The following is a 20,752-nucleotide window of genomic DNA, read 5'->3' on the forward strand; positions in this document are numbered from 1 at the left end:
CGCCGAATCAGGTGGCGGGCTGCTGTTGAGTGATGCAATGGATGTTCCCGCCGCCAAGCAGAATCTCACGGCCGGGCACCGTCACCACCCGGCGGTCCGGGAACAGTTGCTGCAGTAACTCCCGGGCGGGCTCATCCTGGGGATCATCAAAACTCGGTGCAATAATCCCGTCGTTCACGATCAGAAAATTGACGTAGGAGCCAGCCAGGCGGATGGATGGATCCCGCGGCTGGGAGCCGGCAACCCGGTCCACGCCCGCACACTCTTCGGTCGTCGCATGCAAGGGTCCCGGGATCGGCATCTTGTGCACTACCAACTCACGCCCCTGGGCATCACGGCTGGCCTGCAGCACCCTGAGGGCCGCCTGGCAGCGCAAATAGTTGGGATCATTCTCGTCATCAGTCCAGGCCAGCAGGACTTCACCGGGACGCACGAAGCAGCAGAAATTGTCCACATGTCCGTCGGTTTCGTCGTTATGCAGGCCCTCTGGTAACCAGATCACTTTGCTGATGCCCAGATGATCGGCAAGCACTACTTCGATCTCCTCGCGTAGCAGGTGCGGATTGCGATTGCTGTTAAGCAGGCATTCCTCAGTGGTCACCAACGTGCCTTCACCGTCCACATGAATCGACCCGCCCTCGAGCACAAAACCTTCGGTGCGGTAACGCGGGCAACGCTCGATACCCAGGATCTTGTCAGCCACCTGATCGTCACGCTGCCAGGGCCAATACAACCCTCCATTGAAACCACCCCAGGCGTTGAACGTCCAGTCCACGCCGCGCAAACCGCCCTGACCGTTGGTTACAAAGGTGGGGCCGGTGTCTCGTACCCAGGCATCATCGGAACTCAGCTCGATCACCCGGATACCCGGATGACTCAACTGCAGATTGGCATTCTCATACTGCGCTGCCGATACACAGACAGTGACCGGCTCGAAGCTGGCGATGGCCTTGGCTACTTCGGCGAAAGCGGCCTGAGCCGGCTTGCCACCCTGTCGCCAGTTGTCCGGGCGCTCGGGCCAGATCATCCAGGTCTGGCTATGCGGAGCCCATTCGGCCGGCATGCTGTAGCTATCCGCGCGGGGCGTGCTGTGCAATGTGTACATCAGGACTCCAGGGAACCATCAAGGGTTTTCAACGGACCGTAGAGGTTCGGCCGGCGATCACGGAAGCTGCCCCACGCGCTGCGCACATGCTCCAGTTCATCCAGATCAAATTGCTGAACCAGCACCGTTTCGTCTGTCTCGTTAGCTTCCTGCACCTTCTCACCAAACTGATTCGCTATGAAGGAGGAGCCATAGAAGGTGATCTCGTAATCGCCCTGCTCCTCACGCCCGATGCGATTGCTGGCTACCAGCGGCATCAGATTCGCGCCAGCATGACCCTGCTGCACCCGCTGCCAGTGATCGCGGGAACTGATGGTCGAGTCGTGGGGTTCGCTGCCGATCGCCGTCGGATAGAACAGAATCTCGGCACCCATTAATGCCATCGAACGCGCGCACTCTGGAAACCACTGATCCCAGCAGATACCTACACCAATCTTCGCATAACGGGTCTGCCATACCTTGAAGCCAGTATCACCCGGATTGAAATAGTACTTTTCATGGTAACCAGGACCATCGGGAATATGACTCTTGCGGTACAGGCCCAGGTTGCTGCCGTCGGCATCGAGGATCACAACACTGTTGAAGCGCGCCCGCCCGGCAAGCTCGAAAAAGCTGATAGGCAGTACAACTTCCAGCTCTTTGGCCAACGCCTTGAAGTGCGCTATTGCCGGATTCTTGTCGATCTCTGTGGCCAGCTGCAGATAGTCTGCATTGGGCTTCTGACAAAAATAGGGAGTCTCGAACAGCTCCTGAATCAGAATGATCTGCGCACCTTTGGCTGCGGCTTCGCGCACCAGCTTCTCGGCTTTGGCTATGTTGTCCTGGCGATCCCAAGAGCAACTCATCTGGGTAGCAGCGACACTGACAAGGCGGGACATGACGGTCTCCTGAATAGATTGATAAAAACCTTATACCGGATAAATATCCGCTTAACAAAGAATACTTTTCTTCTTGAGTTTAGATTTCAACATCGAGCACGATAAAAATCGGCCATCTCGGCGATTCCTATTGGCCTTTTCTCGACCCCCATCACTTACGCGCGACAAGGATCCTGTCGATAAAAATCACACAAATGCCGGAATACCGCCGGCCAGGCCTCCAACAGAACCTCGGGCCGCTCAAAAAAGGTTTCTGTCAGTACCGCAAAAAACTCAGCGGGAGCCTCAAGGGCATATTCATCTACCGGGCTAGGTCTGCCGGCCGCAACCCGGCGCTCCAGATCCTCCCAAGCTGAAAATAAATCCTGCTTCCAGGCGGCAGGGTCCATACCCGGATGCAATGGTGGAGCACCGTTAGCTCCCTCATGACGCATATCCAGCGTATGGGCTAGCTCATGTAAGACTACGTTATGCGCAGTTGCACCATCGGTCCTGACTATATCCTCAAGGGACAATACCACCGGCCCCCTGGACGCGGCTTCTCCGCACAGGGCGCTGCTTTCGGCATGGGCTACTCCGTACTCGTCTACCCACTCGTGCTCAGCCACGAAAGCGTCGGCATAAATCACCAGTGTCTGCCAACCGTCATACCATTCAAGACCCAGCTCCAGCACCGGAACGACCGCCATGCCAGCAATACGCAGGCGCATTTGGTCACTGAGTTCGAGCCCGCCTGCACCTACCATCACTTTGCGCAGTAACAGTCGAAGCGCCATCTCGTGTAATCGGGCTCGCGTGGGTAGAGAGAAACGCTGATAGACGGGCCAGTCCCCAAGGGCCTGATACCAATCCTCTTCCGTTACCTGCAGATCACTCAGCCGTCGATCCTCACGCCATTCAGCGAGTCGAGTGATCAACCCCATCGGCAACCCCCGCTGCGTCCGTGCGCGGCAAGGCCGACGGCAATACGGGCGGCAGGTATAGTCCCAGGTAGGCCACCATCATGCGCTTGGCCTCCCGGCGCATCGGCTCGGTCAACTCACCGTGCTGCTGATGGTCTGCCGCCAGTAACTTGTCTGCCGCCTGCATTGCCAAGGCAAAAATATCGACATCGTCCGGCAACGCCGGTAACTGGTAATAACGGGCCAGATAGGCACGCAAGCTCTGGCCCAGAAGTCTGTCATGGTGACGGTCGGCCTGACGTACTCCCGCCAGCTCATGGGCACCCAGAATCAATTCCCGGGCTGCCGGGTGTGACTGGTAATACTGTTGAAAGCGATCTTCCAACCGCTCGATAAGCTGCATCCAGCTGGCTGGTTCGAAGCCCTCGGGCGCGGCTCCCAGAACACCATCGAGCTCGGCAAAGACACGCTCCGCAAGAGCCGCAAGCACATCGGCCAGCTGCGGAAAGAAGTGATAAACCGAAGAAGGGGGAATGTCTGCCTGGGCAGCAATGGCATAGATCGACAACTCGCCGAGCGAACGCTGCTCCAGCAGTATCACTGTTGCATCAAGAATGCGATCGATCCGCTCCTGACTACTGGCTCGACGTTTAGGCAGGGGTTTGACAGAGTTCATGGTTTCTCGCATTCGGGGAGCACTTTTGTACGCAATGTGCTGAAGATAGCACACAGAATCCTGGTACGAAGGTTCTCAAGACGGCCGGTTTCGGGCCACTCAGCACTCGGAAACGCTTGCGCTACTGTTGCCAACCATCCCCCTGCCGTGCCCCGAAAACAGAAATCCCGCCTTGTGGGCGGGATTTCTGTACTGCCGGAAGGGGCGTGTCAGACCGTATGCAGATACCACATATACTCGAGGTCGGAGATGGTTCGCTCGAACTCTTCCTGCTCACTTTCCTTGCACAGGACGAATACGTCGAGATACTCCTCGCCTATGTATTCCTTCATGACCTCGGATGTCTCCAACGAGCGCAGTGCGTCACGCAGGTTGGTTGGCAGCGATGCTTCGTGCTGATCGTAAGCATTGCCCTCAGTCATTTCAGGCGGTTCGATCTTGTTGCTGATGCCGTAGTGGATAGCAGACAGCAGCGCTGCCATCAGCAGATAGGGGTTTGCATCTGCGCCAGCCAAACGATGTTCGATACGCATCGCCTCAGGCTCTCCGCCAGGTACGCGAACCGCTACGGTACGGTTATCAATACCCCAGGTTGCCGCGCAGGGCACAAAAAAGCTGGGGCTGAAGCGGCGATAGGAGTTCACGTTCGGACACAGGAACGCCATATATTCAGGCAGCGTCTGCAGCAAACCACCTACGGCCCAGCGCAGGGTTTCGCTCAGGGTTCCGTCGGCGTTGGGTGCAAATATGTTCTTGCCCTGCTCGTCTTCCAGGCTGATATGCACGTGCATGCCGTTGCCGGCCTGATCGTAGTAGGGCTTGGCCATGAAGGTAGTATCCATTTCATGGTCGTAGGCTACGCTCTTGATCACACGCTTTAGCAGTACGTTGTAATCGCAGGCCACCACGGGGTCATCCACATGGTGCAGATTGACTTCGAACTGGCCAGGAGCCGACTCCGCGACAATGGCGTCAGCGGGGATGCCCTGTTCGTGGGCAGCTTCGATGACGTCCTGGAGGAACTCGGCGTACTCGTCCAGATCATCCATCGAGTAGACCTGAACAGAATTGGGTCGCTTGCCTGACATCGGCGAGCGCGGCGGCTGCGGCCGGCCGGTAATGTTCTCCTGATCGATCAGGTAAAACTCCAGCTCGAACGCCGAAACCGGCTTGAGGCCCAGATCGCTGAAACGCTGGACAATTCGCTGGAGCACATAGCGCGGATCAGCGAAGAAGGGCGTCTTGCGATCGACTTCATACATGGTCATCAGCAATTGCCCGGTGGGCCGCTTCTGCCAGGGCTCGACGTTCAGAGTACCCGGGATGGGCAAGCAGATCCGGTCAGCATCGCCGATCTCCAGCCCCAGGCCAGTCTCTTCCACCGTAGTGCCCTGGATATTGAGTGCGAAAATCGATGCCGGAAGCGCGATGCCTCGCTCGTACGCCTTGATCAATGCCGAGCGATCAATGCGTTTGCCACGAACGATACCGTTCATATCGGCTATAAGGAGGTCGATAAAATGGATTTCCGGATGCTCGGCCAAAAAGGCCTCAGCTTCCTGGACACTGACTGGTGCCGCGATGGCTACCGCAGCGTCCGCTCCGGGTTGGGATTGCATGGGATATCACCTGTTGTTTGTAAAATATATCAATCACGTTGGCTACAAGATGAGAGTAAATCCGAAAGCCTATGGCGAGTCAATAGAATCACTGACGCACGAATAGGGTGCATGCCGCACCAAATAAGGCCGAAAACACGGTTGTGAGGCATTTTTGAAGCCTGTATCGGAACCCTGAAAGCGTGTTTTGTGTTAAATATTTTTTGTTGCTATTGTATGAAAAATCGAACAACAATGAATTCATGTATGTTATTCACTACAGGCTGTAAACCATGTCATCTACTCGAAAACCACTGATTGGTATCACCTGCTGCACCGATCAGCTGGGCCTGCATCCGTTCCATATAGTAGGTGAAAAATACATTCTTGGCATCGTTGATGGTGCCGACGGCTTGCCGCTCCTGATGCCGGCACTGGGTGAGCGCCAGGCTACCGACCAGTTACTTGATACGGTTGACGGCCTGATGTTCACGGGCTCACCTTCCAATGTTGAACCCCATCATTATCAGGGCCCTGCCAGCGCGGAGGGTACTCGACATGACCCAAAACGTGATGCCACCACTCTACCCCTTATAAAGGCAGCAATCGACCGTGGGATTCCAGTGCTGTGCATCTGCCGGGGATTCCAGGAAATGAACGTTGCCTTTGGTGGCAGTCTGCATCAGCGCCTGCATGAAATAGGCGGCTACATTGAACATCGTGAAAACAAGGAACAACCCGTAGAAGTCCAGTATGGACCAGCACATGAGGTCAAGCTGGAACCGGGAGGGCTGCTGCAGCGAATTGCCGGCCGCAATTCGGCACAGGTCAACTCCCTGCATACCCAGGGAATTGACCGGCTGGGTGCCGGATTGCGGCCTGAAGCCACAGCAGCAGACGGATTGATCGAGGCCTTTTCCGTGACCGACGCTCCAGCGTTCGCGCTCGGGGTGCAATGGCATCCGGAATGGCAGGTTAAAGATAATCCGTTCTATTTATCCCTATTCAAAGCGTTCGGAGACGCTTGCCGCACCCGAGCGGAGCGGCACTCCTGAGGATTTTATGAATAACATTGAAGCATGGCTTAAAGAACACAAGATCACTGAAGTCGAGTGCATGGTCAGCGACCTGACGGGGATTGCCCGGGGCAAGATCGCACCCACCATGAAATTCATCTCGGAAAAGGGCATGCGTCTACCCGAGAGCATCCTGCTGCAGTCGGTCACCGGCGACTATGTCGAAGACGACATCTACTACGACCTGCTCGACCCCGCTGACATCGACATGATCTGCAAGCCTGATTTCACCGGGATCTATCTGGTGCCATGGGCCATAGAACCGACCGCGCAGATAATCCATGACTGCTATGACAAGTCTGGCGAACCGATCGAGATGTCGCCGCGCAACATTCTGAAGAAGGTTCTCAAGCTGTATGCGGACAAGGGCTGGCAGCCACTTGTCGCTCCCGAGATGGAATTCTATCTGACCAAGCGCAATGAAGACCCCGACTTGCCGTTGCAGCCGCCGGTAGGTCGCTCGGGGCGCCAGGAGACCGGTCGCCAGTCATTCTCTATTGATGCTGCCAATGAATTTGATCCCTTATTCGAAGACATGTACGACTGGTGTGAGGCTCAGGGCCTGGATCTGGATACCCTGATCCATGAGGAAGGCACCGCCCAGATGGAAATCAATTTCCGTCACGGCGACCCATTGCACCTGGCCGATCAGATTCTAGTGTTCAAGCGCACCATGCGCGAAGCAGCGCTCAAGCACGATATGACTGCCACCTTCATGGCCAAGCCGATCACCAATGAGCCTGGCAGTGCCATGCATCTGCACCAGAGCATCGTCGACCGCAAGACCGGTAAAAACATCTTCTCCAATGAAGATGGCAGCATGAGCGAAATATTCCTTCACCACATCGGCGGTCTACAGCGATACATACCTGAGGTTTTGCCGCTGTTCGCGCCCAACGTCAACTCGTTCCGCCGCTTCCTGCCCGACACTTCCGCTCCAGTCAACGTCGAATGGGGCGAAGAAAACCGCACTGCAGGACTCAGGGTGCCTGACTCCACAGCGCAGAACCGCCGGGTGGAAAACCGCCTGCCAGGGGCTGACGCCAATCCCTATATCGCGATAGCAGCCAGTCTGCTATGCGGCTATCTGGGCATGGTGGGCAAGATGGATCCCTCTGCGCCAGTCAAAGGCAGGGCCTATGAGCGACGCAACCTGCGCCTGCCACTCACCCTCGAATCGGCACTGGAGCGTATGGAGCAATGCGCCGACGTCGAGGCGGTACTCGGTAGCAAATTCTGCCGCGGCTATGTCGCGGTAAAGCGGGTCGAGCACGAAAACTACAAACGCGTGATCAGCAGCTGGGAACGTGAATTCCTGCTGCTGAGCGTGTGAGCCAGCTACGAGCCGGCCACGCAGAGCGCCATGCGCTCCACATGAACAGGCATCGGCGAGCGCAGTAACAGCTCGCCGGGGTTGAGGACAGAACATGACGACACAGACTCCCTATAGCACCGCGCAACTGCAGGCCATGGACCACGCCCACTACCTGCACCCCTTTACCGATCACAAGGATCTGGGTGCAAAGGGCACACGTATTATCCAGCGCGCCGAGGGCGTTTATCTCTGGGACAGCGACGGCAACAAGGTGCTTGATGGAATGGCTGGCCTCTGGTGTGTGAATATCGGTTACGGCCGCACCGAGCTGGCTGATGCAGCGTACAAGCAGATGCTCGAGCTGCCCTATTACAACAGCTTCTTCCAGTGCGCCAACCCACCGGCCGTCAAGCTGGCCACGGCCATTGCCGGGATTGCCCCCGACCACATGAACCACGTGTTTTTCACCGGTTCGGGATCGGAATCCAACGACACCGTACTGCGCATGGTCCGACGCTTCTGGGATCTCAAGGGCAAGCCCGGCAAGAAGACCATCATCGGACGAATCAATGGCTACCACGGCTCCACGGTAGCGGGCGCAAGCCTGGGCGGCATGTCTGTCATGCATGAACAGGGCGACCTGCCGATTCCAGGCATTGTGCACATTCCCCAGCCATACTGGTTTGGCGAGGGCGGCGACATGACGCCCGACGAGTTTGGCATTTGGGCGGCACAGCAGCTGGAAGCGAAGATTCAGGAATTGGGCGAGGACAAGGTCGCAGCATTTATTGCGGAGCCGATCCAGGGCGCTGGCGGTGTAATCATCCCGCCAGATACCTACTGGCCGGAGATCAAGCGGATTCTCGCGCGCTACGACATTTTGCTGGTGATCGACGAAGTCATCTGCGGTTTTGGCCGCACCGGAGAATGGTTTGGTAGTCAGCATTATGACCTCAAGCCCGACCTGATGCCGATCGCCAAGGGAATGACCTCGGGCTACCTGCCCATGGGCGGCGTAATTGTGGGTGAACGTGTCGCTGAAACACTAATCGAGCATGGCGGTGAGTTCTTCCACGGTTACACCTACTCAGGTCATCCAGTTGCCGCTGCCGTCGGCCTGAAAAATCTGGAGATCCTGCGCGACGAAAAAATTGTCGCCTATGTAAAACAGGAAGCGGCACCTTATTTGCAGAGTAAAATTGCCCAGCTGGCGGATCATCCTCTGGTGGGCGAAGTACGCGGTGTGGGTCTGCTCGGCGCAATCGAGCTGGTCAGCAACAAGGCCACCCGAGAGCGCTTTGCAGAAAAGGGCATGGCCGGCAGTATTTGCCGTGACATGTGCGTACGCAACGGACTGGTGATGCGGGCAGTCGGCGACACTATGATCATGTCGCCCCCCCTGATCATCAAGCCGGCAGAAATCGATGAGCTGGTCGCCAAGGCCTGGAAAGCCCTGGATATGACCGCCGAGCAGCTCGGCGTGGAGGTCTCTCCACGCCAGGCTTGACGGAACTCACGACAATGCGACCCGGGCCGCATGGATAACAACGCAACGGAGAAGTCGGCAATGAGCAAATCCAACAGCAAGACATTGTTAGCCGCGGCCTGCGTCATGGCCTTGAGTACTACCGCATCGGCAGAGGGCGTAGTCAACGTCTATAACTGGTCCGATTACATCGCCGAGGATACCCTGGAAAAATTCCAGGAAGAAACCGGTATCCGGGTGGTGTATGACGTGTTCGACAGCAATGAGGTGCTTGAAGCCAAGCTGCTGTCCGGCAGTTCCGGATTCGATATCGTCGTGCCGTCCAACCAGTTTCTCGGCAAGCAGATCAAGGCCGGCGCTTTCATGCCCCTGGACCGCAGCCGCCTGAAGAACTGGGACAATCTCGATCCGGTGCTGCTCAAGGCACTGGAAACCAACGACCCGGGTAACCAGTACGCTTTTCCCTATCTATGGGGCACCACCGGCATCGGTTATAACGAAGCCAAGGTCAAGGCCGTGCTTGGCGAAGATGCACCGGTGAACTCCTGGGACCTGGTGTTCAAGCCTGAGAACATGGAAAAACTCTCGCAGTGTGGCGTAGCCTTTCTCGATGCCCCGGCCGAGATTATTCCCTCTGCACTTTTCTATCAGGGCTTGAACCCCAACAGCACCAATCCGGACGACTACGAGCAGGCTGAAGCCTTGCTGCAGAGCGTGCGTCCACATATTCGCTACTTCCATTCATCCAAGTTCATCACCGATCTGGCCAACGGCGACATTTGCGTGGCAGTCGGATGGTCGGGTGACATCCTGCAGGCTGCAGCACGCGCTGATGAAGCGGGCAATGGCGAAGAGGTCAAGTACGCCATTCCCAAGGAAGGCGCCGCGATGTGGTTCGATATGATGGTTATGCCCGTCGACGCCAAGAACGTGGACAACGCCTATGTCTTTCTCGATTACATACTGCGTCCCGAGGTCATCGCAGACGTTACCAACTACGTCGCCTACGCCAATGGCAACAAGGCTTCCCTGCCCATGGTCGACGAGGAAGTGCTGAACGATCCGGGTGTCTATCCGAGCGACGAAACCTTGAATAAACTCTTCACACTGGCGGAGCTGCCAGCCAATATCGAACGGGTTCGTACTCGCGCCTGGACACGTATCAAGTCCGGTCGTTGATACGACTAAAAGGATTCACCACCGGCCGGCGTCATTGGGCGCCGGCCTCCAGCAAGATAACAGACCAGATCCATTTGGATTCGCGTCTGCACGAGGAGAAGTCATGACAGTTCCAGTGAAAATGCCAATAAAAATGACCCTACTGGCTCTCGCCACTTCCGGTCTGCTCAGTACCGCGGTCAGCGCGCAGGATGCCGGTGAGCTCAAGATCTTCAATTGGTCTGACTATATTGCCGAAGACACCGTTGCCAACTTCGAAAAGGAGACTGGCATTGACGTCACTTACGACGTCTATGATTCGAATGAAGTGCTTGACGCCCGACTGCTGACAGGTCGCTCGGGATTCGATGTGGTAGTTCCCTCCAACCACTTCCTTGCCAAACAGATTCAGGCAGGCGTGTACCAGGAGCTGGACCACAGCAAATTGCCAAACATGACAAACCTGGATCCCAAACTGCTGACTCAGCTGGAAACCGTTGGCCTGGGCACCAAGTACGCCATACCTTACATGTGGGGTACAAACGGCATTGGCTACAACGTCGACAAGGTCGAAGCCATACTCGGCGAAGACGCACCCGTGGACTCCTGGGACCTGGTATTTGATCCCGAAGTCGCGAGCAAGCTGTCCAGCTGCGGTATTTCGATGCTCGATTCAGGCGACGACATGATGACATCCGCCCTGGGTTACCTGGGTCTGAACCCAAACAGCACCAGCAAGGACGACCTGAAAAAGGCCGAGGAGCTGTTAATGAGCGTGCGTGACTCGGTGCGCTACTTCCACTCATCGCGCTACATAAGCGACCTTGCCAACGGTGATATCTGCGTGGCAGTGGGCTTTTCCGGTGACGTATTTCAGGCTGCCGATCGCGCTGACGAGGCGGATAACGGTGTGAACATTGCTTACACCATTCCCAAGGAAGGCACCCAGCTCTGGTTCGACATGATGGCGGTACCCAAGGATGCTCCTAACCCAGCCAACGCCCATGCCTTTATCAACTACATTCTACAGCCCGAGGTAGTTGCACCAATTACCGATTATGTTGCCTACGCCAACCCGAACAAGGCGGCAAATACGCTGATCGATGAAGAAATCCTCAATGATCCAGCTATCTACCCGACCGAAGAAGTGATGGACAAGCTGTATATTGCCGAGCCGCGGCCACTGGCAGCGCAACGCACCGTTACCCGTTCCTGGAACCGGATCAAGTCCGGCCAGTAATCCAGAAGGGGCTGCTACAGGCAGCCCCTTTTCGGCAATACCCCACATTAATCAGCCCGTATGCATAGCTAGGCGGGCCACTGAATTGTAATCGCGGAGATGACTATGGTTGGTGCAGCAGGAGCCATGAAACAGGCCATGGCCAAGGCCGAGCCGGACGAATTTGTACGCATTGATCGGGTGAGCAAACGCTTCGACGACGCCCTGGCCGTCGACGATGTGAGCTTGACCATCAACCGCGGTGAAATCTTCGCGTTGTTGGGCGGATCGGGGTCGGGCAAATCGACCCTTTTGCGCATTCTTGCCGGTTTCGAGCGGCCCAGTGAGGGTCGTGTGTTCCTCGACGGTCAGGACATTACCGACCTACCGCCCTACGAACGTCCAATCAACATGATGTTCCAGTCCTATGCCCTGTTCCCGCATATGACGGTTGAACAGAACATTGCTTTCGGACTCAAGCAGGACCGACTCAGCCGTGCCGAGATCAGTGCACGGGTGGCGGAGATGCTCAAGCTTGTGCATATGACCGAGTACGCCCGCCGCAAGCCCAACCAGTTATCCGGTGGCCAGCGTCAGCGCGTTGCCCTGGCCCGCTCCCTGGCTAAAAGTCCCAAGGTGCTGCTGCTGGACGAGCCCATGGGCGCTTTGGACAAGAAACTGCGTTCGCAGATGCAGCTGGAACTGGTCGAGATCATCGAGCGCGTGGGGGTGACCTGCATCATGGTGACCCACGATCAGGAAGAGGCCATGACCATGGCCCAGCGCATTGCCATCATGCACCAGGGCTGGATTGCCCAGGTGGGATCGCCGATGGATATCTACGAGAGCCCTGCCAGCCGACATGTCGCGGAGTTCATTGGTAGCGTGAACATTTTCGAAGGCCAACTGGTCGCGGATATGGAAAACCACGCGATCATTGAGTGTGCGGAGCTGGATCGACCGATTTACATCGGCCACGGCATCACCACACGGGTGCAGGACAAGAATATCACCTACGCCCTGCGTCCAGAGAAAGTCTGGGTAACAGTGGAAAAGCCCGAATCCGAATATAACTGGGCCCATGGAGAAATCCACGACATTGCCTATCTGGGCGGCCATTCGGTGTTCTACATCAAGCTTGCCAGCGGCCATATCGTGCAGACCTTCTTTGCCAACTCCGAACGCCGGCTGCCACGCATGACCTGGGAAGACCAGGTCTACATCAGCTGGGATGACGATAGCGGGGTAATCTTGCAGTCATGAAAACCACACTCTCCCGGCTGCTGCCACGCGGACGATTCTGGGTTATCAGCGTTCCCTACCTATGGTTGTTCCTGTTCTTCCTGCTGCCCTTCGCCATTGTGCTGAAGATCAGCTTTTCCCAGGCAGCCATCTCGATTCCGCCCTACAGTCCCCTGTTCGATTATGCCGAGCAGTCACTTACGGTCCTGATCAACCTGGGAAACTATATCTTCCTGACCGAGGATTCCCTGTATCTTGCGGCCTATCTGGGCTCACTGAAGGTCGCGTTGATCTCCACCATTATCTGCTTGCTGCTCGGGTACCCGATGGCACTGGCGATCGCCCGCGCTCCGCGGGAGAAGCAACTGGTTTACCTGCTGCTGGTGATGATGCCGACCTGGACCGCGATCCTGATCCGCGTGTATGCATGGATGGGCATTCTCAGTACCAACGGACTGCTCAACAACTTTCTGATGTGGACTGGACTAATCAGCTCACCGCTGGAAATTCTCAACACCAATACCGCCGTGTATATCGGCGTGGTCTATGCCTACCTGCCGTTCATGGTGCTGCCGCTCTACGCCAACCTGGTCAAGCATGACCACAGCCTGCTGGAAGCGGCGATGGATCTGGGTGCCGGCCGGCTCAAGGCATTCTGGAAGGTCACCGTGCCGCTGTCGAAGACCGGCATCATTGCTGGCTCCATGCTGGTGTTCATTCCCGTGGTGGGCGAATTTGTGATTCCCGAGCTGCTCGGCGGCCCCGAAACCCTGATGATTGGCAAGATCCTATGGCAGGAGTTCTTCAATAATCGAGACTGGCCGGTAGCCGCAGCATTGGCGATCATCATGCTGGCAATTCTGCTTATTCCGATCATTTTCTTCCATTACAACCAGTCACGGGCCATGGAGAAAAACGCATGAGCAAGCGTCCCGATTTTTCCACAGTGGCTCTCTGGGTCGGTCTCGCGTTCATCTACATCCCGATGGTCATCCTGGTCATCTACTCGTTCAACGCATCAAGACTGGTGACGGTCTGGGGCGGCTGGTCGGTGCACTGGTATGTCGGCCTGCTGGATAACACCCAGTTGATGAATGCAGTAAAACGCAGCCTGCAGATTGCCTTCTACACCGCCTGCGCGGCGGTTGCACTGGGCACACTGGCAGCCTTCGTGATGACCCGGATCAAGCGCTTCCGCGGCCGCACGCTGTTCTCCGGCCTGGTCACCGCACCACTGGTCATGCCCGAGGTGATCACGGGTCTGTCATTGCTCTTGCTGTTCGTTGCCATGGCACAATTGCTGGGCTGGCCGGCCGAACGCGGCATCATGACCATCTGGATAGCGCACACCACCTTCTGTACCGCCTATGTGGCTATCGTGGTCAGTGGTCGTCTGGGCGAACTCGACCAATCCATCGAAGAAGCTGCGATGGATCTGGGTGCACCACCATGGAAAACCTTTCTGCTGATCACCGTACCGATGATTGCACCGTCTATTGCTGCCGGCTGGCTGCTTTCGTTCACCCTGTCACTGGACGACCTGGTTCTTGCAAGCTTCGTCTCGGGTCCAGGCGCGACTACTTTGCCGATGGAAGTATTCTCTGCGGTACGCCTGGGTGTGAAGCCGGAAATAAATGCCATTGCCAGCGTCATTCTGCTTGCCGTCGGGCTGTTCACCCTGCTCGCCTGGTTCCTGGTGCGCAGCGCCGACAAGCGCAGCCGTACACCGCCGCCCGAGGATGACGAGCACGTCACCTGGCAATCCGTGATCAGCAGTCGCAGATCCTCCTAGAATGCAAAAGGCGCCCAAAGGCGCCTTTTTTCTTGTCTCCCATCTCAATCTAAACAGCGCTTGTCAGCCGTGTAGGCATTAGCTAGACTCATTCGAATGAACGTTCATTCGAATGTGAGCGGCAGACTATCAAAAGCGACCGTTTTCCGGACGTTTCATTCAGTAATGAGAACTATGTACAGGAGGGCAATACCGGATAACATAGGCAAATGAATACTTATTCGAAAGCATCCAAAGTACCTCGACCCAGAATCAAGGACAAACGTGCCGCCATATTGCAGGCAGCACTGAAGGTCTTTGCCGAAGGTGGTGTCAACGGTGTTCCGATGCCGGCATTGGCCGAAGAGGCTGGTGTGGGCACGGGAACAATTTACCGATACTTCAGCAGCAAGGAAGAGTTGGTAAATCAACTGTTCAGAGAAGAGAAAGTCAATCTGCACAAACGCCTCTACTCGGAGCTGGAACCGAGCCTGACGCCCTACGATAAATTTGCGGTGGTGTGGCAGAGGATGGTGCTTTATACCCGTGAAGCACCCGCGTCGTATCGCTTCATGGAGCTGCAGGATCATCGTCCTTATCTGGATGATGACAGCCGCACCCTGGATCGCGAGACCAGAGCGCCACTTCTCGAACACTATCGATCCCTGCAGAAACAGGGGATCTACCGCAAGGACATCCGCGCCGAGGTATTGATGGCCTTGATATGGGGTGCCTTCGTCAATCTGATCAAAGCCGAACGCGATGGCCTGATCAATCTTGACCAAGGCGATATTGACGCTGCTCGAGACGCTTGCTGGAGCCTGTGTACCGGCTGAGCCCTGCTGTACCACGCCAACCATACCGTGGAGAAAAGCAATGAGCACAGTCTGCAAGTGCAACAAGAAAAACACCCTCAGCGCCCTTGTACTTGGCGTTACCTTGGGCGCTGGCACAATCAGCACCGTCATGGCTGGAGAGGTCGAGCAACGCTGGCTGGAAATGATCGCCAGCGGCGAGGCCTATCCGGCAGAAACGTTACTGCCGCTCTTCGAGCAACTGGAGCCGGTGGATACCGAATTCATGCTTGGGACCTGGAAAGGTGGCAAGTTTGACGGCGGCGCCATGCCCGATCCGATCAATTGGTATGGCAAGCGCTTCAACTCCACCACCGATGTGGAACCCCTTTTGGTGACCGATGCCGAGGGCAAGGTGCAGACGTTCGACAAGCTCGGTGGCGCGCAGATGCGCGAGATCAAGTACAACGGCGTTACTTCTGCTGCGCTCATATATGACACCCAGCCGATCATGGATTACTTTCGCAAGGTCAACGACAACGTGGTCATAGGCCTGGGCGATATCAAGGGCAAGCCAACGGACTTCGTCTTCCACCTGACCCGAGAATGAGTCGTCAAATCAGGTTAGGATAGGGGCTTTAAATGCACCGGTCGCTGGCGACCGGTGCCACCAAAGCATCCGAAGGAGAAATTATCCGTGTCCAGCCTGGTTCCCGCCATTGACCCCGATGGCCTGCTCGAATATTCCGTGGTCTTTACTGACCGCTCGCTCAATCACATGTCTGCCGCATTTCAGCAGGTCATGCGCGACATTTCCGGCACCCTGAAAGATGTCTACCAGGCGGCGGGCGTTGTGGTAGTTCCCGGCGGCGGCACCTACGGCATGGAAGCGGTCGCCCGCCAGTTCGCCCAGGACAAGCGCTGCCTGGTGCTGCGTAACGGCTGGTTCAGTTACCGCTGGAGTCAGATATTCGAGATGGGGCGCCTGCCTTCAGAAGAGATCGTACTCAAGGCACGGCAGACCCAGCCAGGCGACCAGAGCCCGTTCACCCCAGCTCCGATTGAAGAAGTGGTCGCAGAGATTCGCGCCAGCAAGCCTGATCTGGTGTTCGCACCCCATGTAGAAACCTCCGCAGGAATAATACTTCCTGACGACTACCTGCGCGCAGTAGCCGATGCAGTGCACGAGGTAGGTGGTCTGTTCGTACTTGATTGTATTGCCTCTGGCACTGTCTGGGTCGGCATGCGCGACTGCGGCGTGGATGTGCTTATCAGCGCCCCGCAAAAGGGCTGGAGCGCGTCTCCCTGCAGCGCACTGGTCATGCTTAGCCCCCTGGCGCTGGAGCGCATCGAAGGTACCACCAGCAACAGCTTTGCCTGCGACCTGAAAAAGTGGCTGAACATCATGCAGGCTTACGAGAACGGCGGTCACGCCTACCACGCAACTATGCCCACCGATGCGCTTATGCAGTTCCGCGACACCATGCTGGAGACCCGCGAATACGGCTTTGACAAGGTCAAGCAGGAACAGCTGGAGCTGGGCCGGTCAGTGCGCACTCTGCTCAAGGAGAAGGGCTTTCAGAGCGTTGCCGGTGAAGGCTTCGAAGCTCCGGGTGTGGTGGTCAGTTACACCACCGAAGACAGCATTCAGAACGGCAAGGCATTTGGCGCCCACGGCCTGCAGACTGCAGCTGGTGTACCCCTGATGTGCGACGAGCCCGCTGGCTTCAAGACCTTCCGCATCGGCCTGTTCGGCCTGGACAAACTGCACAATATCGAGCGGACGGTCGGGAACCTGCGTAAGGCGCTGGAAGCGATCTGAACCAGCTGAAAACTGGAAAAGATCAAACCTGGCCAGGACATGTAGCGCTCCTATTCGGAGCGCTACATCAATCGAACCACCTTCAGCTTCAGACTCTACCTCTAGCTTTTCTCCTGCTGCACCATGATCTCTTCCATCTTCAGCCCGGTCAGACCATGGATAGTGCGCCAGAGGTAGACCATGATCAGAATCATCATAATCATGGTGGGAATCGCGATCATGGGGTAACTGACCAGCGTCATCCGGCCTAATTCCTCATTGAAAGCCGCCGTTCCTGCGGGACTGACCACAATCCATTTCGCCACTATGTAATTCATGCAAGACGAAAAGAAGAAGGTGCTGGCCAGAAAATAGGTCGCTTTGAGCAGCCTCAGCTCAAAAATGTCCACCAGGCCGCGCTCAGCCAGACGATCATGAATCAGATCAACGTTGAGCACCTTGCGGTTGTAGAGAATGGTGCGGATAAGCGGGTATTTGGTTTTGGTCGAGACCAGTACAGCAATGCCGATAAGCCCTGGCACGGCGGCCTCCTTGATGGCCAGCCACTGGGGGTCCAGCTTCATCAGTCCGATGCCACCAGTCAGAAACACGCTGATCAGACCCAGTAACGCGATGAAGTTGAATTTACGATAGCGGATCAGCTCGAACAATCCCCAGCCCAAGGGGAACGCCAGAGCCAGCACCAGAGCCTGATTGGCGCCCAACTGATCGGGACCACTGAATTTCATCAGAATAACCGAGGGGATTACGATACTGACCAGCAGGTCTACCATAGGACGCGGTTTGTGTACGGGTCGTGCGCGGGAGGCTTCTGTCATAGGTCTCGGCAATGGTCTGCGGGTTTTGTCGCCATAATACATGGCGACACTGATATAGCTCCAATGGATCCGACCGACAGTACTCGGGGCCCGATCAAACCGCGGAAATGATTGTCCAGGCCAGATAACCGGTGTAACCGACGTAAGCAGTGACCAGCCCGACGCCCTCAAGCCGATTGATTCGACCCTCATGCTTTTTCCTGGTCATGGCCATCAACAACAGGGCCACGGTCAGTGCGAACATCACAACCCAGTCGCGATACAGCACCACCGACTCCACTGCCAGCGGCATGATGCCCGCCGCTATGCCAACAACAGCCAGGGTATTGAAAAGCCCTGAGCCAATCACGTTACCCAGTGCCAGATCGTGCTCATTCTTGCGAATCGCCGCCAAGGCCGACGCCAGCTCCGGCAGGGAAGTGCCAATGGCGACAACGGTCAGACCGATAATCAGATCACTCACGCCCAGGCTCTGGGCGATATAGACCGCACCCCAGACCAGAACCCTGGAGCTGATAATCAGCAGTACCAGCCCCACTACCAGCCAGATAAGCGCCAGACGCAATGGCATGGCATTGGACTTGAGCTCGGTGTCGTAGTCCGACGCCAGCGTATCTGCCTTGCCGCGCATGCCTTCAACGATAGACCAACCCATCAGGAGAAAGAACGCCCCCAGCAACACCCACGCATCGTTACGGCTGAGGCTGCCATCAATCAATTGATATCCACCCAGCAGCGTCACTACCAGCAGGATTGGTAACTCCTTGCGAACCACCTGTGAATGCACACTGATGGGGCTGATGATCGCCACGAGCCCGATAATCAATGCGATATTGGTAATGTTCGATCCGTAGGCGTTGCCCAGCGCAAGGCCTGGATTACCCTGGGAGGCGGCAAGCGCGGAGACCACCATCTCGGGAGCGGAAGTGCCAAAGCCGATAATCAGCATACCAATCAGCAACGGCGGCATTCCCGCGTGGGTGGCGGTCGCCGACGCGCCGTCAACAAACTTGTCGGCACTCCAGACCAACAGGATCAGACCAGCAACAACGGCAAGTAGAGCTAACAACATGAGCGGACACACCCTGGCAAGGAACTGAGGGCCGCATTATCCGATAAAGCCGACTCGGATAACAGGGCGCTGCGGTTACAGCGCACAGGGGTGTCATACAACCAGGCGGTCAACCCGCGCTGGCAGCTCCTGAGCGCTGACGCTCCTCTTCGACCAGCTCTTTCTTGGAAAGTTTACCGACTGGCGTTCTCGGCAGCGCATCACGAATCTCCATAGACTGGAGCCGTTCGTGCTTGCCCAGGCGAGGTCCGAGAAACTCTTGCAGCTCGGCAAAATCAAACCCCTGGGCACCTGCCTTGAGCTTGATGAAAGCCTTGGGGGCCTGGCCACGGTAGGGATCGTCGACACCAATCACCGAGACCTCTTCAACCGATGGGTGCTCGTAGATAGCCTCCTCGATGGTTCGCGGATAGACGTTGTAGCCGCTACACAGAATCATGTCCTTGGTTCGGTCCACGATATACACCCAGCCGCCTTCGTCCATGTAGCCAACATCGCCGGTACGAAGAAAGCCATCTTTGGTCATGGCTTCAGCTGTCGCATCCGGGCGCTTCCAGTAGCCGGCCGTCACGTTCGGTCCGGCGATGCAGACTTCACCGCGTTCGCCGACCGGCAATTCCTGATCCGTGCCATCCAGCGGCATTATGCGGATGCGCGAGCCGGGGACCGGGAGACCACATGAACCCGGATGCGGTTCGGCCTCCTTGGGAGTAAAGGTACCGCTGGTAGTGGTTTCGGTCATGCCCCAGCCTTCGCGCAGGGCACACCCAGCCACATCCTGATAGCGCTGCTGCACATCAATCGGCAATGGCGCGCCACCTGAGTTGCACATTTTCAACGAGGTCAGATCCAACTGGCTGGTCAGCGGATGGGCGAGCAGACCAATGAACATGGTAGGCACACCGGGAAAAGTGGTGATGCGGCTGTCGGCGATCTCGCGCAGCACGGTTTCCGCGTCGAAGCGCGGGTGCAGGTAGACCTCCGAGGCCAATCGCAGGCTGAAAATCATGTTGATCATCAGCGCATAAATATGAAATGGCGGCAGTACCGCCAGCACACGTTCCTGGCCAGCCTCCAGCGAACTATCCAGAATGGCCTCCAGCTGCGCACAGGAGCCGGTGATATTCGCATGGGTCAGCATCGCGCCCTTGGGTGCGCCGGTTGTGCCACCGGTATATTGCAGTACTGCCAGGGCAGTAGTGGGGTCATCAATGGGATAGGCCGTGTAATCGCCGGCATTATCGAGTAGGGCACTGAACGCATGACAGGCATCGTTGAAGGCAACCTCGGCTGATGGCCCGAGTTGCCCTGCCTGGGACTCTGTGGCGTCCGCGCAGAACTCGGTCAGCTGTCCTACCACCAACTGCTTCAACCGGGTGCTATCGAGCAGCGTCACCATCTTCGGATAAAACGCCGCCAGATCCAGGGTCACCATGATATCGGTTTCACTGTCTTCGATCTTGTGCGCGAGAGTGCGCTCAGCGTCCAGGGGGGAATAATTGACGACAGTGCCCCCTGCACGCAACACACCGAGAAAAGCGATGAAGTAGTGCGGGCAGTTAGGCAGATAAATGCCCACATGCACGCCGGGGCGCACGCCGAGCTGCTGCAGTCCACGGGCGAAACGCGCTACCAGTGAGTCGAGTTCGCGATAGGTCTGCTTGTGACCGAGAAAATCGATGGCTGGCTTGTCCGGATGGTCCCTGACCGCCAATTCCAGCAGCTCCCAGACCGGCCGCAATGCCAGCGGGGCGTCCCACTTCACGGTATCCGGGTAGGACTTCAACCAGCGCATATCGGTATTCACGATTACTCTCCCC

At 56.8% G+C, this 20,752-nt stretch carries 19 protein-coding genes; 11 read left to right on the top strand and 8 right to left on the bottom strand.

What is annotated here, in order from left to right:
- Positions 1–7: 7 nt before the first annotated feature.
- The 5 genes from aguA to AAC076_RS10995 form a co-directional block, all read right to left on the bottom strand.
- Positions 8–1,105 (bottom strand): agmatine deiminase, encoded by a 1,098-nt coding sequence (gene aguA, locus AAC076_RS10975; protein WP_339845494.1) that lies wholly within the window; start codon positions 1,103–1,105, stop codon positions 8–10.
- Entirely contained in the window at positions 1,105–1,983 is an 879-nt protein-coding gene (aguB, locus tag AAC076_RS10980; RefSeq protein WP_339845496.1) for an N-carbamoylputrescine amidase, read from the bottom strand. Before aguB ends, aguA begins: the two co-directional genes overlap by 1 nt.
- A gap of 155 nt (positions 1,984–2,138) precedes the next feature.
- Complete coding sequence (locus AAC076_RS10985) at positions 2,139–2,906, bottom strand: M90 family metallopeptidase (RefSeq protein WP_339845498.1); 768 nt, start codon at positions 2,904–2,906, stop codon at positions 2,139–2,141.
- Positions 2,881–3,561, bottom strand: a complete 681-nt coding sequence (locus AAC076_RS10990; RefSeq protein WP_339845499.1) for a TetR/AcrR family transcriptional regulator — start codon at positions 3,559–3,561, stop codon at positions 2,881–2,883. The genes AAC076_RS10985 and AAC076_RS10990 overlap by 26 nt, the downstream gene beginning before the upstream one ends.
- Before the next feature lie 209 nt (positions 3,562–3,770).
- A complete protein-coding gene (locus AAC076_RS10995; protein WP_339845501.1) occupies positions 3,771–5,180 on the bottom strand; it encodes a glutamine synthetase family protein in 1,410 nt (469 codons plus the stop codon).
- 272 nt (positions 5,181–5,452) lie between these two features.
- Between AAC076_RS10995 and AAC076_RS11000 the strand changes: the two genes are divergently transcribed.
- From AAC076_RS11000 to AAC076_RS11050, 11 genes are all read left to right on the top strand, one after another.
- On the top strand, positions 5,453–6,214 hold the full coding sequence (locus tag AAC076_RS11000) for a gamma-glutamyl-gamma-aminobutyrate hydrolase family protein (protein WP_339845503.1): 762 nt from the start codon (positions 5,453–5,455) through the stop codon (positions 6,212–6,214).
- Between the two features lie 7 nt (positions 6,215–6,221).
- Entirely contained in the window at positions 6,222–7,568 is a 1,347-nt protein-coding gene (locus AAC076_RS11005; RefSeq protein ID WP_339845506.1) for a glutamine synthetase family protein, read from the top strand.
- Positions 7,569–7,662: 94 nt separating this feature from the next.
- Entirely contained in the window at positions 7,663–9,057 is a 1,395-nt protein-coding gene (locus AAC076_RS11010) for an aspartate aminotransferase family protein (RefSeq protein ID WP_339845509.1), read from the top strand.
- A 60-nt stretch (positions 9,058–9,117) separates the two neighbouring features.
- Positions 9,118–10,215, top strand: coding sequence for an extracellular solute-binding protein (locus tag AAC076_RS11015; RefSeq protein WP_339845512.1), 1,098 nt, complete (start codon positions 9,118–9,120; stop codon positions 10,213–10,215).
- A gap of 103 nt (positions 10,216–10,318) precedes the next feature.
- Entirely contained in the window at positions 10,319–11,434 is a 1,116-nt protein-coding gene (locus tag AAC076_RS11020) for a polyamine ABC transporter substrate-binding protein (protein WP_339845514.1), read from the top strand.
- Between the two features lie 105 nt (positions 11,435–11,539).
- On the top strand, positions 11,540–12,676 hold the full coding sequence (gene potA / locus AAC076_RS11025; RefSeq protein WP_339845515.1) for a polyamine ABC transporter ATP-binding protein: 1,137 nt from the start codon (positions 11,540–11,542) through the stop codon (positions 12,674–12,676).
- Positions 12,673–13,578, top strand: coding sequence for an ABC transporter permease subunit (locus AAC076_RS11030; protein WP_339845518.1), 906 nt, complete (start codon positions 12,673–12,675; stop codon positions 13,576–13,578). The genes potA and AAC076_RS11030 overlap by 4 nt, the downstream gene beginning before the upstream one ends.
- Positions 13,575–14,447, top strand: coding sequence for an ABC transporter permease subunit (locus tag AAC076_RS11035; RefSeq protein ID WP_339845521.1), 873 nt, complete (start codon positions 13,575–13,577; stop codon positions 14,445–14,447). Before AAC076_RS11030 ends, AAC076_RS11035 begins: the two co-directional genes overlap by 4 nt.
- Before the next feature lie 209 nt (positions 14,448–14,656).
- Positions 14,657–15,262: a TetR/AcrR family transcriptional regulator gene (locus AAC076_RS11040; RefSeq protein WP_339845523.1), complete on the top strand. Its 606-nt coding sequence runs from the start codon at positions 14,657–14,659 to the stop codon at positions 15,260–15,262.
- Between the two features lie 40 nt (positions 15,263–15,302).
- Positions 15,303–15,830: a DUF4334 domain-containing protein gene (locus AAC076_RS11045; RefSeq protein WP_339845524.1), complete on the top strand. Its 528-nt coding sequence runs from the start codon at positions 15,303–15,305 to the stop codon at positions 15,828–15,830.
- A gap of 87 nt (positions 15,831–15,917) precedes the next feature.
- Positions 15,918–17,042, top strand: coding sequence for an alanine--glyoxylate aminotransferase family protein (locus AAC076_RS11050; protein WP_339845527.1), 1,125 nt, complete (start codon positions 15,918–15,920; stop codon positions 17,040–17,042).
- A 101-nt stretch (positions 17,043–17,143) separates the two neighbouring features.
- Here the strand turns inward: AAC076_RS11050 and AAC076_RS11055 are convergent, their stop codons facing one another.
- The 3 genes from AAC076_RS11055 to AAC076_RS11065 form a co-directional block, all read right to left on the bottom strand.
- Positions 17,144–17,860 (bottom strand): VC0807 family protein, encoded by a 717-nt coding sequence (locus AAC076_RS11055; RefSeq protein ID WP_339845530.1) that lies wholly within the window; start codon positions 17,858–17,860, stop codon positions 17,144–17,146.
- A 94-nt stretch (positions 17,861–17,954) separates the two neighbouring features.
- Entirely contained in the window at positions 17,955–18,932 is a 978-nt protein-coding gene (locus AAC076_RS11060; protein WP_339845532.1) for a calcium/sodium antiporter, read from the bottom strand.
- A 109-nt stretch (positions 18,933–19,041) separates the two neighbouring features.
- A complete protein-coding gene (locus AAC076_RS11065) occupies positions 19,042–20,739 on the bottom strand; it encodes a long-chain fatty acid--CoA ligase (protein WP_339845534.1) in 1,698 nt (565 codons plus the stop codon).
- Between the last annotated feature and the right edge of the window lie 13 nt (positions 20,740–20,752).

It is taken from the genome of uncultured Halopseudomonas sp. (assembly GCF_963977355.1).
Taxonomy (GTDB): Bacteria; Pseudomonadota; Gammaproteobacteria; order Pseudomonadales; family Pseudomonadaceae; genus Halopseudomonas.